Below are 14169 nucleotides of genomic sequence, written 5' to 3'. Positions count from 1 at the left end.
GATTATATATGATAACTACAGTTCAAACAAAAACGTATCTTAACTATATTAACGGTGAATGGGTTGCTTCCATTTCAAAAGAAGTTGAAAAAAGTTTAAACCCAGCCGATAAACAGGCCATTGTCGGATATGTACAAAAATCTAACGTGGATGACTTGAATCGTGCAGTAGAAGCTGCGAAAAAGGCGAAAGACAAATGGCGCAAACTAGCAGGATCAGAGCGCGGGGAGTATCTATATAAAGTAGCCCATATTCTTGAAAAGCGGATTGATGAAATCGCAGAATGTGCAACACGTGAAATGGGTAAGACTTTTGCAGAAACAAAAGGGGAAACGGCACGCGGTATTGCGATCCTGAAATACTATGCAGGAGAAGGAATGCGTAAAGTGGGGGATGTCATTCCATCCACCGAAAGTTCAGCGCTTATGTTCACGACGCGCGTCCCGCTTGGTGTAGTGGGCGTCATTACACCTTGGAATTTCCCAATCGCCATCCCGATCTGGAAGATGGCTCCTGCTCTCGTTTATGGGAATACGATTGTGGTGAAGCCAGCCACAGAGACGGCCATCACCTGTGCGAAGATCATGGAGTGTTTTGAAGAAGCTGGTTTACCGGAGGGTGTTATCAATATGGTCACAGGGCCGGGCAGTGTCATCGGGCAGGGCATCGCCGATCACGAAGATGTAAACGGAATTACCTTTACCGGCTCAAACGGCGTTGGAAAAAGGATTGGACAAGCGGCGTTAGCACGAGGAGCGAAATACCAGCTTGAAATGGGCGGGAAAAACCCGGTAATCGTTGCAGCGGATGCGGATCTTAATCTGGCTGTAGAAGCAGTCATTACAGGCGCGTTTCGTTCGACGGGGCAAAAATGTACCGCGACAAGCCGTGTCATCGTTGCAGCTGAAGTTTATGAAGAGTTCAAGCAGTTGCTGGTGAAAGAAACGAAAGGCATTTCCATCGGGGATGGATTGGACAGCGGGACTTGGATGGGACCATGCGCTAGCGAAAATCAATTAAAAACGGTTCTTTCCTATATCGAAAAAGGAGTCGAGGAAGGCGCTACACTTCTAACTGGCGGAAAGCGTGCTGAAGAAGGCACTCAGGCTAATGGCTTTTATGTAGAGCCTACGATCTTTGATAACTGCACGTCAGATATGGCAATCGTACAGGAAGAAATTTTTGGTCCGGTGATTGCTTTATTGAAAGCTGAATCAGTCGAAGAAGCCCTGCAACTTGCGAACAGCGTCGAATACGGCCTGAGTGCTTCGATTTTTACTGCCAATATCCAACATTTGCTTTCGTTTGTTAACGATATGGAAGCCGGATTGATCAGGGTCAACGCTGAGAGCGCAGGCGTTGAATTGCAGGCGCCATTTGGCGGCATGAAAAACTCCAGCTCCCACTCCAGGGAACAAGGAGAAGCAGCAAAAGAGTTTTTTACATCCATTAAAACGGTGTTTGTAAAATAAATGTCTGAAACAGATATTTTAGCTGAAGAACCATCTCGTGTATTTTTAGTGATGTTGTTAGCTTTTTTAGAATGAAGGAGTGGTAAAGTGGATACAAAAACGCAGCTGACGGAGGTACCGCTTTATATTAAGGTAAATAGGATGGACAATGTCGCCATCGTGGTTAATACGGGGGGCTTGGATCAAGGAACCGTTTTCCCTTGTGGGCTTGAATTGAAAGAAAGAGTGCCACAAGGCCACAAAGTGGCTTTAATGGATATAGTCGAGAATGAAGCCATCATCCGCTATGGGGAAGTTATCGGTTATGCGGCTGAATCAATCAGTAAGGGCTGCTGGATTGACGAGACACTGGTGATGCTTCCGGTTTCTCCGGATTTAAAGGAATTGCCGGTAGCAAATGATATACCCGAAACTTTACCCCCGCTTGAAGGATATACATTCCAAGGATTCCGCAATGAAGATGGCAGTGTTGGAACCAAGAATATATTAGGCATTACAACAAGCGTTCAATGTGTAGTGGGCGTTCTGAATTTCGTCGTGAACCGGATAAAAAAAGAGCTTCTCCCGAAGTATCCCAATGTTGATGATGTTGTCGCCATCAATCACAACTATGGGTGCGGAGTCGCAATCAATGCACCTGAAGCGGTTATTCCCATTCGCACGATACAGAACCTTGCGAAACACCCGAATTTCGGCGGGGAAGCCTTGGTAGTTGGATTGGGGTGTGAAAAACTGTCTCCGATGAGAATAAATCCAAGCGGGGACGATTCAGATATCATTTCACTTCAGGATCAGCAGGGATTTGCGGGAATGGTCCAATCCATTATGGAAATGGCCGAGGAACGTTTAATCAAGTTGAACCGCAAGCAACGGGAGACGTTTCCGGTTTCCGAATTGGTCATCGGTACGCAGTGTGGAGGAAGTGATGCATTTTCTGGTGTGACAGCTAACCCTGCAGTAGGATATGCTACAGATCTGTTAGTCAGGGCAGGGGCAACCGTTTTATTTTCTGAAGTCACAGAAGTACGGGATGCGATTCATCTATTGACGCCCCGTGCAGTGAATGAAGAAGTAGGGAGAGCGTTAATAAAGGAAATGGACTGGTATGATAACTACCTTGCTTTAGGTGATGCCGATCGAAGTGCCAATCCGTCACCAGGAAACAAAAAAGGCGGATTGGCCAATGTAGTGGAAAAATCATTAGGCTCCATTGCCAAATCCGGAGGCAGCCCCATTTCAGGCGTACTGGCTCCGGGTGAAAAAGCAACAGAAAAAGGGCTGATTTTTGCAGCTACACCAGCTAGTGACTTTGTTTGCGGAACGCTGCAGCTCGCTTCCGGCATGCACCTTCAAGTTTTTACAACTGGAAGGGGCACACCTTATAATCTGGCAATGGCTTCCGTCATCAAAGTATCTACACGAAATACATTGACCGAGCAATGGAAAGATCTCATTGATATAAATGCAGGAACTATCGCTACAGGTGAGGCAACCATAGAGGATGTCGGGTGGGAAATATTTCACCTCATTTTGGAAGTGGCCAGCGGTAAAAAGAAAACCTGGGCAGAGCATTGGGGCCTCCATAATGATTTGGTACTTTTCAATCCTGCGCCAATTACCTAATAATGATTTACTAAGAAGGACTTCCTTTTATGAACTATACCCCGGATAACGGACACACATAAAAAAGTGTCCCTTATCCGGGTTTTTTTATGTTTCAATAGATGTAATGAGTATGGACGGAGGGTTTCTATGAGTAAGAATATATATACTGAATTTCAGATTAAAGAACTTGAAAAGAATCCAAATATCATTAGTGCTTCCGAGCGATCTATTTCCTATAGTCCGGAATTTAAAACAAAAGCTGTTAAGGAATATAAAAAGGGGAAAGCCCCCTCTCAAATTTTCATTGACCAGGGAATTAATCTCGAAATAATTGGAAAGAAACAACCCAAACGTTGTCTACAGCGCTGGCGTAGTACCTTTGAAAGGTTTGGTGAGGAAGGCTTCCTTACGGAACGCCGTGGAAAAGGAAGTACAGGACGCCCCACTTCCAAGCCACAGTCTGTAGAAGATCAACTTAGGAAGGCCGAGGCGAGAATCAAATTCCTTGAAGCAGAAAATGACTTCCTAAAAAAGCTGGAAGAGCTAGAAAGGCAGGCTCTGAAAAAGAAATGATTCTAACTGCTGCTGAGAAGTTCTATCTGATTGAAAGGACGATCAGAATACACCAATTAAAGAAGGCTGTTTCTTATCTATGCAAATTGGCTGGTGTAAGTCGAAGTGGCTACTATGATTGGTTAAAGGCAGCTCCTTACCGTGAGCTTCGTGAAGAACAGGATGAATTGGACATAGAATTGATCAGAAATATTTTCATCAGTAAAAAGGAAAAAGTAGGCGCCCTCCAAATCAAAATGATTATGGAGAATGACTACTCGGCCGTCATGAATCATAAGAAAATCAGACGGTTGATGACAAAATATAATCTCCTAGCGAAAATCAGAAGGGCCAACCCGTATCGGAAGATGGCCAAGGCAACCAAGGAGCACCTTACTTGTCCAAACCTCCTTAATCGTGAATTCAATCAGGAGGTGCCAGGGAAGGTCCTGCTTACTGACATTACCTATCTTTATTATGGGAAAGGCCAAAAAGCGTATTTATCCTGCGTAAAAGATGCCGCCACAAAAGAAATCGTTACGTACCATTTATCTACTTCATTAGAAATGGATATCGTTTACGAGACTTTAAATAAGCTAAAGCAGGCTGTGTGTCACGAGTTCCATCCGAGTGCAATCCTTCATTCTGACCAGGGGTTCCATTACACCCATCCGCTATTTCAACGCAAAGTGAAGGAACTTGGGATAACCCAATCCATGTCCCGCAAGGGAAACTGTTGGGATAATGCGCCAATGGAAAGTTTCTTTGGCCACTTTAAGGATTTGGCAGAATATAAAACATGTACTAATTTAACGGATGTGAAGGAAGAAATTGATCGAGTTATTGAAGAATATAATGAACATCGTTATCAATGGGGGCTAAGGAAAATGGCCCCAGTACAATACCGGGACCATTTATTAGCTGCTTAGGCACTTTTTTATACTGTCCGTAAAATGGGGCACAGTTCACATTAAAGGGGGCCTTTTTTTTGTTGGTCCAATTTTTAAAGCCGCCATTATTTTTCCTCCAGAAAAGAGGACCGCCTAACTTTTAGTTGAAGTTATTAATGAAAGATTGGTTTCCATCATGATGAAAAAAAGGGCGATACTGAACAGGAGGGATATTATGGTCACATTCAGGAATGCGACAGGAAAAGACTTAAGTGAAATAGTACGGATGCTGGCGGATGATGTATTGGGGAGGGAAAGGGAACGCTATGAAAATCCCCTTCCTGAAAGCTATCTAAAAGCATTTGCATCCATTGATGCAGATGAGAATAATGAATTGATCGTAGCATGTCTTGGTGAGGACATCGTTGGGGTGCAGCAAATCACGTTCACTCCTTATATTACCCATCAAGGAGGTTGGAGAGCTACGATAGAAGGGGTTCGGACTGCATCTTCAGAGCGGGGGAAAGGAATAGGAAGCAAGTTGATTCTATATGCGATTGAGCGTGCAAAGGAGCGGGGGTGCCATATCATTCAGCTGACGACAGATAAAAAGCGGGAAGAAACGCTGCGTTTTTATGAACGTTTAGGATTCAAAGCTACTCATGAGGGTATGAAAATGAAGCTTTAATTCAACGTTTTTTATCCTGTCATCGGGAAGGTTGCTGCGGCAACCTTTTTTGTGCACAACTACCGATTGGTATTATATGTTAAAATTATTTGTGAGATAATTTTTATGGAGAAAAACTATTTAAATGGCGATCATGAAAGGGTGGATTGATGGAAAACGATGCATTTATTCAGAAGAGGTACGGTGTAATTAGTTTTATTTCATTCGTTATTGGAATTATTTGCTTTTTTATAGTTTTTGTTACACCTATTAGAGTTGCAAATATCGGGAGCCTGGCTGATGATTATATAACATTTTTCCTTACGATTACCGGTATCGTCCTTTCTATCATAGGTATTTTGAAGAAAACGGAGAAAAGAGTGATTCCTATTATTTCTTTGGTTTTTTCTTCGTCTTTCTTTATATTTTGGGTTATCGTCATCACTTTGTTAGTAACGGGTGAAATTGAATTTGCCCCGTAGAACAATAGGATAAAGGGATTGAATCAGGATGGTTTCGATCTGACGAAAAAAGGGGTGTATTGAATGATAAGAGGTTTATATGAAGCACATTTACCGGTTCGTGATTTGAATCGTTCCATTGAATTCTATGAAGGGCTTGGTTTGCAGTTGGATCATAAGGTTGAAGACAACCTGGCTTTTCTATGGATTGAAAAGGATAAAAGTTGGTTGGGGCTTTGGGAAACGGAAAAAGTGGAGGTTGAGTATCATCCTTCCATCAGGCATATAGCTTTTGAAGTATCATTGGAAGATTTAAAGAGCTCAGTCGTATGGCTTGAAGATAGAGGCTATTCGCCAAGAGAGGCTTTTGGATTTGCACCAATTGAACCTTTCGTCATGCCTCATGGGGAATATGCGCACGCTAAAATTCACTTTAATGATCCAGACGGCAACAGTTTGGAATTTATTAGTAAACTGGAAAATCCTAAAAAAATCATGAAACGTATGTATTTAAGTGAATGGGAACAAATGAATACAGAAGCGAAAAAAGCGAATGACAGCTGAATTGACGGTTGTGAGAGCTACATGTTTTTCTTGTTATCGTTAAGGTAAATCAAAAGCCATGCTTACCTTTTTGATATTCATGGCTTTTGGCAGATTATTTAATTGAGAGTCCATTCATGACTAGGTGCTGGCAGTATTTCTGTGGGGCCATTTGGTTACTTGATTTTGAGGGCCAGTGTATAGTAACCAAATGCCTTATCAAGCAATGCACTAGCTTCTTGACGAAGTAAAGGCTGCTTTGAACGGAAATCTATAGAAACATCTGCCTTGGGTTTAATATCGGGATCAATAATTCCTTGTGATACAAGCGCTTGAGTAGCTTCAATCGCCCATTTATCGGTTTTTCCAGTTATTTTGACCTTTGGAGCGGGTTGGATTTGCTTTAGATTTTGAATCATGACTGCTGCTGTTTGTCTTGTAATGACAGTATTGCGGTTAAAATTAGGAATGCCGGAAATTATTTTCGCTTTATTCTTCTCAATATCATCGGGAAAACCAAACCAACCATGTGCACGAAGAAGTAAATCTGCAAACTCTCCCTGTGTCATGATACCTTCCGGATGGAAGCGGTTGTCTGGTTGAGTCTTGAATATGTCGAATGCATACAGATTGTCAATGTTTGTCTTATACAAACTGTCATGCGGTACATCTGAGAAAGGCTTCTTTGTAGGCATTTTTTGTGCATCGGCAATAAAATCCAGACCTGTTGAACTTGTGTAATAGAAGTATTTAATCCGATTTTGATGATCTTTCTTGAACGCTAATTTATTTCCAGCTTCATCTTCAAACAACAGGGGATGAACCATCTTCAAGGTGTGCTTGCCTGAGGGCCCTGCCTCCAGCAACAAGCTACCGTTCTTTGAAACATGGTTAAATACTTAGCCATATCATCTCCCGTAGAAAGAATGCTGCTCTGTGGCCCATCTGTCGGTGCATGACCGGAAGTTGGATGTGGCGTGCCTTTATCATCATAGTGTACAGCCATCCTATCGAGTAGTTCAGGGGTGAAACGGGTACTTGGCGAGCTCATTTCCAATGGCTTGAATATATTCTTTTCCATATATTGATCGAATCTAAGGCCGCTTACGTTTTCTATCGCATAGCCAGCCAATAAAAAGGCAAAATTATCATAGGTATACGATTCTCCAGGTGTTCGAACTACAGTCGGCATATGCTCTTTAAGAAACTCTTTCATCGGAATTTCCTGGTTTATATAATCAGGTGAGGTATACGTAGTAATGTCAGGCAGGTCTACACCACTTGTATAGGTAAGCAAATTAAACATGGTCAGTGGAGTTCCTGTTTTATTAGGTACTTTCAAGCCATCTAAATATTCATGAATATCATGGTTCAGATCAATCGCGCCTTTATCAGCAAGCTGCATCGCTGCCAAGCCTGTAAAGGTCTTTGAAACGGAAGCTATTTGAAAGACGGTATCTTTATCTACTGGTATTTTCTTATCCTTATCAGCATAACCATAGCCTTTGTTCAACAGGACCTTCCCATCCTTGACCACTACAAAATTGGAGCCATTCACATTGTATTTCCCCATCTTATCGACAAGCACCGAATTCATGAACGCTTTCTACTTCTTTAGCATCTTGGGGGCCGTTCTTACTTATCTTTTTTGCTGGTTTTTGAGATTCTACTGATTCGGTTGGGACATTGTTAATTGCAGTGCAAGCGGTAAAAGTGGTGGCAGATAATAATAGACAGGCAAGCCCTAAATTACGTGTTTTCGTTTTCATGTTTTCTTCTCCCTTATAAATCGATTTAATAGACTTAGTCTTCTCCCATTCCTGATTGACCTTAAGGCTGCATCATGAATGGTCTAACTGAATATCGCAAATCGCTTGTCATATACACAAGTTACCTTTTGTCACTCTTTTATCAAAAGTTGTTACAACATTAGTAATAACGGCTAAGTTTTTTAGCGGGGATTTTTGTTTTGATCCAGTTACTCCAAGGGTTTTGAAGTGTCATTTGACATTATGAAACTGGTGATTCCGATATTAGGCGATTTAGAATGGGGACTTAGTTGAGAACATGAAAAGGCGAATCATGCGTGACTTGATCATTTATGCATTTCTCTTAAAAGCAGCGGGTCAGCCTTTAAATAGGACAAAATAGAATGGAGAGATCATAGAATGAATGTTAAAGCGGAATTATATTGGAATGAATTTTGGCAAGGGAAAGGTGAAGAAAAACCTCAGTCAGTCAGTGCGTGGCAATTCGGGGCTGATCCCGATCATTTGGCTCAATTAGTGATGGATGGGATAAAAACGGCTACTTGCTCTGGTTATGTTTTTTATGAAAAGGAAAATGAACCATTACCATCCGTGGGTGATTACAGCATTGTTTTAAGTAGCGAAGATAAGCCCTTAGCCATCATCCAAACAGTGAAGGTCGAAGTATTGCCGATGAACGAAGTGAGTGCAGAGTTTGCGATTGCAGAAGGGGAAGGAGATCGAACATATACATACTGGTGGGATGCACATGAAAAATGGTTGAAAGAAGCATTGGAAAAAATAGGCCAAACCTTTAAAGGAGATATGCTGCTGGTGTGTGAGCGTTTTGAATTGATCCATGTAAAAGTGAATGTGGACGATTCGTTCGGGAGAGTACAATAAAGTTTTCATTCAGTGATTTGCTATAATAGTCATGAATTTAAAAACTTTTAGAAAGATAGGCCATAGTCATGAAAAAGAAACTGAGATTCAGTGGGTTGGGAATCCTGGTTGTTTTCCTCCTATTGCTGGGTACGTATAAATTGATGAATTCGAGAACATATCAGGTATTCGGAGGATTAACCGATAAGGTAGAGACGGATCAAAAAGTGGTCGCTTTGACTTTTGATGATGGTCCATCGAAGAATGTAAATCAGATCCTGCCGTTATTGAATAAATACGATGTAAAAGCTACATTCTTCCTGATTGGTAACGAAATCGAAAAGTACCCAGAGGAAGCTGGGAAAATTGCGGAAGCCGGACACCAGATTGGGAATCACACGTATTCCCACAGGCGAATGGTTTTTAAATCGCCGTCCTATATCAAAGCGGAAATCGAGAAAACGGATAAATTAATTCAAAACTCCGGATATAAGGGTGAAATTGACGTTCGGCCACCAAATGGGAAAAAGATCGTTGGCTTGCCATATTACTTAAATAAAAATGATAGAGAAACCATTACCTGGAATCTGGAACCAGATAGCTATTACACTTCAGCTTCTGATAAAGTGAAGTATGTGAAGGAAAATATAAAACCAGGTTCGATCATCCTGATGCATCCGATGTATGATGATACGGGTAAAGAACTTCAAGCGATTGAAGGGATAATACAAGAGTTAACGAACGAAGGGTATACGTTTTTAACGGTCAATGAACTTCAAGAGTTGTAGGCTCATTTTTACAGTTTCGGGAAAAAGGGTTGCTGCGGCAACCCTTTCAGTTTGTAGACAAAAGGGGTTCGGAATTAAAACATTCCGAACCCCTTTTGAAATTCCCTGCCATGAATATAAAGAAGATGGCCAATTGGACATGACAAGGTTCTTGATGGTCTTTACTTTCGGTACACTTTGATAAAAATGGACAGGTCACACAAATGTGTTTTAGTGATTTGTACTCGAGATAGCCCTCTTTATTCGTTGTTGAGTACTTTAAAATCTCGTACGATGGGCAAGGGTAACAATCAAAATGTTCATCGTAAACATAGTCATGTTTGCAGAAGAATCCTTCTTTTGTTCGAGGACGTGAATACGGTAAAGCCGGTGTTATTTTATGACCAAATAGATAGCTTGTAATCGCCGGTGTTTTATAAGCTGCATCTGCAGCAGCAGCTTCTGGTTTCCCAACTTTTTCAATTACTTGTCCAACAAGTGGCTCTAAGATGTGACTATCATGCGTATTTCCAAGTGTTACAATTGTCCCCAACACCAATGGCGGCCTCCATTTTACGAACCAAATGGTTCGCTGGATCAGTTGATCTAAAGTAATCATTTCAAGTTGATCTCGCTTAATAGAATCATGTTTAAAAAGCATCCTTATGTCCTCAAGTTTTAATCCTTCTAGCAAAAGGGGCTCCATCTAAATGTTAAAACAAAGTGATTGGAGCGGGTGTACGAGACTCCTGCGGGAAAAGCGTGTCTAGGGGAGACCCCGCAGTCGCAAGCCGAGGGCGGACCGCCCGCGGAAAGCGAGTGCCCTACGTTCCAATCAACGTTCAAATTGTACAACCCTTTTTTATTTTCCCGCTACTAAAAAGGTATTTAACGAAATACTGAATAGTACAAAATGTTGGCGGCATATTGTTTCTTAACGGAATGATGTTGTGGGGCATGCTTTCGTACAAATAAAGCTTTAAAAATGGGGCTGGTTACGTTGTATCGGAATAAAAATACCGCTCTGATCATTATTTTAGGGATCCTGTTACTCCTATTCCTTGTTGTGATGGCTTTCCGCAATATCACTGTATACTTCGTGTATAGTTCAGGCATCGGACCTTTATTATTTATCTGTCTTATCATATTGGCGATCATTATGCTTTTTTTAAAAGGTTACAAGTAATAAAGTTTTGATAAATGAGGTTGCTGCGGCAGCCCTTTTTTATGTGGAGCGAAAGGCCCTGCCATACCACGTAAATTCTGGGTAAAAAGTTATAATTTTCATACACCATCATTAGTAATATATGGTAATATTAAAATGGAATTATTTTCTTTAATTTACAATCAAGGGAGATGTGTGTGTGGAATTTTTTACTAAGTGGTCGTTTAAGAACAAGGCTGCCGTTTCGTTGGTAACCATATTTATTTTGTTGATAGGTGTTGTTAGTTATTTTAAATTGCCGATGGAATTTTTACCATCTGCTGATAATCCACAAGTTACGATTATCACGATGGGACAGGGCACTGATTCGAAAACGATGGAAACACAAGTTACAGATCCGATTGAAAGAGCTGTTACAGGAGTAAAAGGAAAGAGTTCAGTATATTCGACCACTGGAGATGGGTTTTCAAAAGTAGATCTATTCTTTGAATCCGGATCGGATATGAAACAAGCAAAACTTGATGTTAAAGAGGCTTTAGACAATGTAGCATTGCCACAAAGCATGGCAAAACCGACTGTTACACAGCTAAATACATCAATGATTCCCATTTCATTTATAGCTGTTACTTTTAAGGACGGATTAACAGCTGAAAATATAGACTTGACGAAGAAGGAATTAGAGCCTCTGTATAAAGATATTAAAGGAGTTTCGGATGTACAGACATTTGGAATTTCCCAATCTGTTCTTTCAGTCAAAGTGGATAATGAACAATTGGCTAAAAAGAAAGTTTCGATCCAAGATGTCATGAGTGTCCTTAACGGTCAGAATACAGCTCTAGCCGTAGGCGAAAAAGTGATCGATGGGAAGGCTAGTAACATAAAGGTTATCGGGGATTTAACAAGTATTGAAAAATTAAAAGCGTTAAAGGTCACTCCAAATGTCACACTTGGAGAGATAGCGAAAGTTGATGAAGCGAAGGATGGTAATCTCATCAGTCGTTTCAATGGAAAAGAAAGCATTGATATTAGCATTATCAAGGACAGCCAATCAAATGCTGTCACAATCAGTAAAGAGGTTGAAAAAACAACAAAAGAAATCAATGAAAAATATAGTGACCAGAAATCGACCATCTATTTATCTACAGCTGATATGGTGGAGACTTCCGTTCAGACGATGGTAAAAGAAGTGCTGCTTGGTGCCCTATTCGCCACCATTGTGATCATGGTCTTTTTACGAAATATACGGTCTACATTTATTACAATCGTGTCCATACCGCTATCTCTTGGCTTTACGTTATTCTTGCTGTCATTGTCGGGAGTGACGCTGAATATTTTAACGCTAGGCGGTGTCGCTGTAGCCATTGGGCGCTTAGTGGACGATAGTATTGTTGTTATTGAAAATATTTTCCGGAAAATGCAGCAGGAGAAGATTTCCATCCAATTGGTGATGGAGGCAATAAAAGAGGTGGGAGTGGCGATAACAGCTTCAACCCTTACTACTGTAGCCGTTTTCTTGCCTGTAGCCTTATTGAACGGAGGGCTTCAAGAGTTTCTGCTTCCTTTCGCTTTAACGGTCACTTATTCATTGCTGGCATCTTTAATTGTCGCATTAACGGTTGTTCCTTTAATGAGTGCGGGATTGCTGAAAAGAGCGAAGCTGCCAAAACATCGACCAGCTAAGCGTTTTACCAAGCTGGTTACCTGGTCATTAAACCATAAATGGGTTGTTCTGATTGTTGCGTTGCTGTTGTTTGTCGGTTCCATTGGTACATATTTTGCCATGCCAAAAGGGGCGATTGACAATTCTTCAGCTGATTATGTCTCAGTGACGTTGACTTATCCAAATGATCAGCCCTTTGATAAAGTAAAAGAAAAGGCGATAGAACTCGAAGAGAAAATGCAGGATATGAGTGATGTGGATAATGTGTTCATGCAATTAGGAAACTCCGCCGAAAGTGCTCAATACGGCGCAGTCACATCACCTACAGAAGCTACATTCGGTCTCTTAGTGAAGGATAAAGCAAACATAGATACCATCTTGGAGGAAATCGAAAAGCAAAAAGAAAACTATCCTGGTGCGAAGCTTACGACCACCGCCTCTTCATTTATGATGGGGGCTTCAAAGACGAACATTACGATTGATGTAATTGGCAGCAGTGCGGAAGACTTGGAGCTGACAGCTAATAAGATCAAAGGAAATATTCAAGATATTAAAGGGATTGAAGATGTTACAACGAACCAGGACGAAAAGAAAACCATTTATTCATTCAAGGTAGATCCGGCTAAAGGCAACACAGAACAAATAGGTCAACAACTTGGTATCATGCTCAATAAAACCCCAATCGGCAATATCACGCTTGCGGATAAGCAGACACCTGTAGTCCTTGAACCAATCTTAGATCCTAAAAAACCAAAGGATTTAAAGAATATACCTATAATGACAGACGGCGGTTTAGTCCCGGTATCAAAAGTTGCTTCTTTAAAGAGCGAGGAGAGTGCCACAACACAGTTCCATAAAGACGGAGAAACGTATCTTCAATTAACGGCAACGGTCGATCCTCCCAAACTGTCTGATATTGCCAGCAAAATAAATCTTGAGATATTTGGAGACAAGGAGACCAAGGGCCTTGATATTCCGAAGGATGTAGACATTTATGTTGGAGGGGCCAGTGCCCAGCAAGCAGATGATTTTACCGATTTGTTCCTTACGATGTTAATTTCGATAGGCATCGTCTTTCTGATCATGGTTTTAACCTTTAAATCAATTAAAGCACCGATCGCCATTTTATTTTCATTGCCGTTCGCTGCTATCGGAGCGGTGTTAGGATTGGTGATCAGTCGAATTCCAGTGGATATTACAGCACTGTTGGGTGCGCTCATGTTAATTGGAATTGTAGTGACAAACGCTATTGTGCTTCTCGATCGAGTCAAGCAAAACGAAGAAAAAATGATTATCCGAGATGCGATCGTTGAAGCGACAGCTACGAGATTCCGTCCGATCATTATGACGGCTGTAGCAACCATTTGCGCCATGCTGCCTCTTTTATATAAAAAGGCGGAAACGGGAAGTCTTGTTTCACAAAGCTTAGCCATCGTTGTCATTGGCGGGCTAGCTGTATCAACACTGCTCACACTCATCGTCATTCCATGTATATACGAATTGCTATACTTTAAAAAGTCGAAAAAACAGAGAAGGAAAAAGAGAGAACCCGTTAATGAACACATTGAGATGTAAGGGTGCTTAATAAAAAAGTTTGTAGAGAAAGATTCACTTCCTCTGCAAACTTTTTTTTGCATTTCGATTTAAAGTTTTTTTAAAATAATGCTTGACTTATATACAACCTGTAACTAAAATGATTACAGCAGGGCGGAACACATAACAGTACAATTGCAAGCAGCAATCGATACGTACTACTA

Annotated in this window: 9 protein-coding genes and 2 pseudogenes; 9 read left to right on the top strand and 2 right to left on the bottom strand. The window is 41.2% G+C overall.

Features of this window, described 5'->3' with window-relative positions:
- Nucleotides 1–8 precede the first annotated feature (8 nt).
- From gucD to UP17_RS19490, 6 genes are all read left to right on the top strand, one after another.
- Nucleotides 9–1472, top strand: coding sequence for an alpha-ketoglutaric semialdehyde dehydrogenase GucD (gene gucD / locus UP17_RS19520; RefSeq protein ID WP_061464592.1), 1464 nt, complete (start codon nt 9–11; stop codon nt 1470–1472).
- An 87-nt stretch (nt 1473–1559) separates the two neighbouring features.
- Nucleotides 1560–3095: a galactarate dehydratase gene (gene garD / locus UP17_RS19515; protein ID WP_208857029.1), complete on the top strand. Its 1536-nt coding sequence runs from the start codon at nt 1560–1562 to the stop codon at nt 3093–3095.
- A 129-nt stretch (nt 3096–3224) separates the two neighbouring features.
- Nucleotides 3225–4558 (top strand): IS3 family transposase gene (locus UP17_RS26915; protein WP_155727271.1). Its coding sequence is split into 2 segments (ribosomal slippage): nt 3225–3597 and nt 3597–4558, totalling 1335 coding nucleotides; the frame shifts between segments, so codons are not numbered across the junction.
- A 196-nt stretch (nt 4559–4754) separates the two neighbouring features.
- Nucleotides 4755–5207, top strand: coding sequence for a GNAT family N-acetyltransferase (locus tag UP17_RS19500; protein WP_061464591.1), 453 nt, complete (start codon nt 4755–4757; stop codon nt 5205–5207).
- Between the two features lie 149 nt (nt 5208–5356).
- Nucleotides 5357–5668, top strand: a complete 312-nt coding sequence (locus tag UP17_RS19495; protein WP_061464590.1) for a hypothetical protein — start codon at nt 5357–5359, stop codon at nt 5666–5668.
- Nucleotides 5669–5731: 63 nt separating this feature from the next.
- Nucleotides 5732–6211: a VOC family protein gene (locus tag UP17_RS19490; protein WP_061464589.1), complete on the top strand. Its 480-nt coding sequence runs from the start codon at nt 5732–5734 to the stop codon at nt 6209–6211.
- A 155-nt stretch (nt 6212–6366) separates the two neighbouring features.
- Here the strand turns inward: UP17_RS19490 and UP17_RS19485 are convergent.
- Nucleotides 6367–7959 (bottom strand): annotated as a pseudogene (locus tag UP17_RS19485) (serine hydrolase).
- Nucleotides 7960–8358: 399 nt separating this feature from the next.
- On the opposite strand from UP17_RS19485, the gene UP17_RS19480 reads away from it, so the two are divergent.
- Together UP17_RS19480 and UP17_RS19475 are read left to right on the top strand one after the other, a co-directional pair.
- On the top strand, nt 8359–8841 hold the full coding sequence (locus tag UP17_RS19480; RefSeq protein WP_061464588.1) for an ASCH domain-containing protein: 483 nt from the start codon (nt 8359–8361) through the stop codon (nt 8839–8841).
- A gap of 68 nt (nt 8842–8909) precedes the next feature.
- Nucleotides 8910–9608 (top strand): polysaccharide deacetylase family protein, encoded by a 699-nt coding sequence (locus UP17_RS19475; RefSeq protein WP_061464587.1) that lies wholly within the window; start codon nt 8910–8912, stop codon nt 9606–9608.
- 148 nt (nt 9609–9756) lie between these two features.
- Here UP17_RS19475 and UP17_RS27880 read toward each other — a convergent pair.
- Nucleotides 9757–10143: pseudogene (locus UP17_RS27880) on the bottom strand (IS5/IS1182 family transposase); the annotation flags it as partial.
- 808 nt (nt 10144–10951) lie between these two features.
- Between UP17_RS27880 and UP17_RS19460 the strand changes: the two are divergent.
- On the top strand, nt 10952–13987 hold the full coding sequence (locus UP17_RS19460) for an efflux RND transporter permease subunit (protein WP_061464584.1): 3036 nt from the start codon (nt 10952–10954) through the stop codon (nt 13985–13987).
- Nucleotides 13988–14169: the final 182 nt, after the last annotated feature.

The sequence above is a fragment of the Peribacillus simplex genome, assembly GCF_001578185.1.
Lineage (GTDB): Bacteria > Bacillota > Bacilli > Bacillales > DSM-1321 > Peribacillus > Peribacillus simplex_A.
This window is presented reverse-complemented; position numbering and strand designations above follow the sequence as displayed.

What these genes read in the sequence shown, in the direction of transcription:
- gucD (WP_061464592.1), top strand. Translation starts at nt 9, where the DNA reads ATGATAACTACAGTTCAAACAAAAACGTATCTTAACTATATTAACGGT.
- UP17_RS19495 (WP_061464590.1), top strand. Translation starts at nt 5,357, where the DNA reads ATGGAAAACGATGCATTTATTCAGAAGAGGTACGGTGTAATTAGTTTT.
- UP17_RS19480 (WP_061464588.1), top strand. Translation starts at nt 8,359, where the DNA reads ATGAATGTTAAAGCGGAATTATATTGGAATGAATTTTGGCAAGGGAAA.
- UP17_RS19500 (WP_061464591.1), top strand. Translation starts at nt 4,755, where the DNA reads ATGGTCACATTCAGGAATGCGACAGGAAAAGACTTAAGTGAAATAGTA.
- UP17_RS19490 (WP_061464589.1), top strand. Translation starts at nt 5,732, where the DNA reads ATGATAAGAGGTTTATATGAAGCACATTTACCGGTTCGTGATTTGAAT.
- UP17_RS19475 (WP_061464587.1), top strand. Translation starts at nt 8,910, where the DNA reads ATGAAAAAGAAACTGAGATTCAGTGGGTTGGGAATCCTGGTTGTTTTC.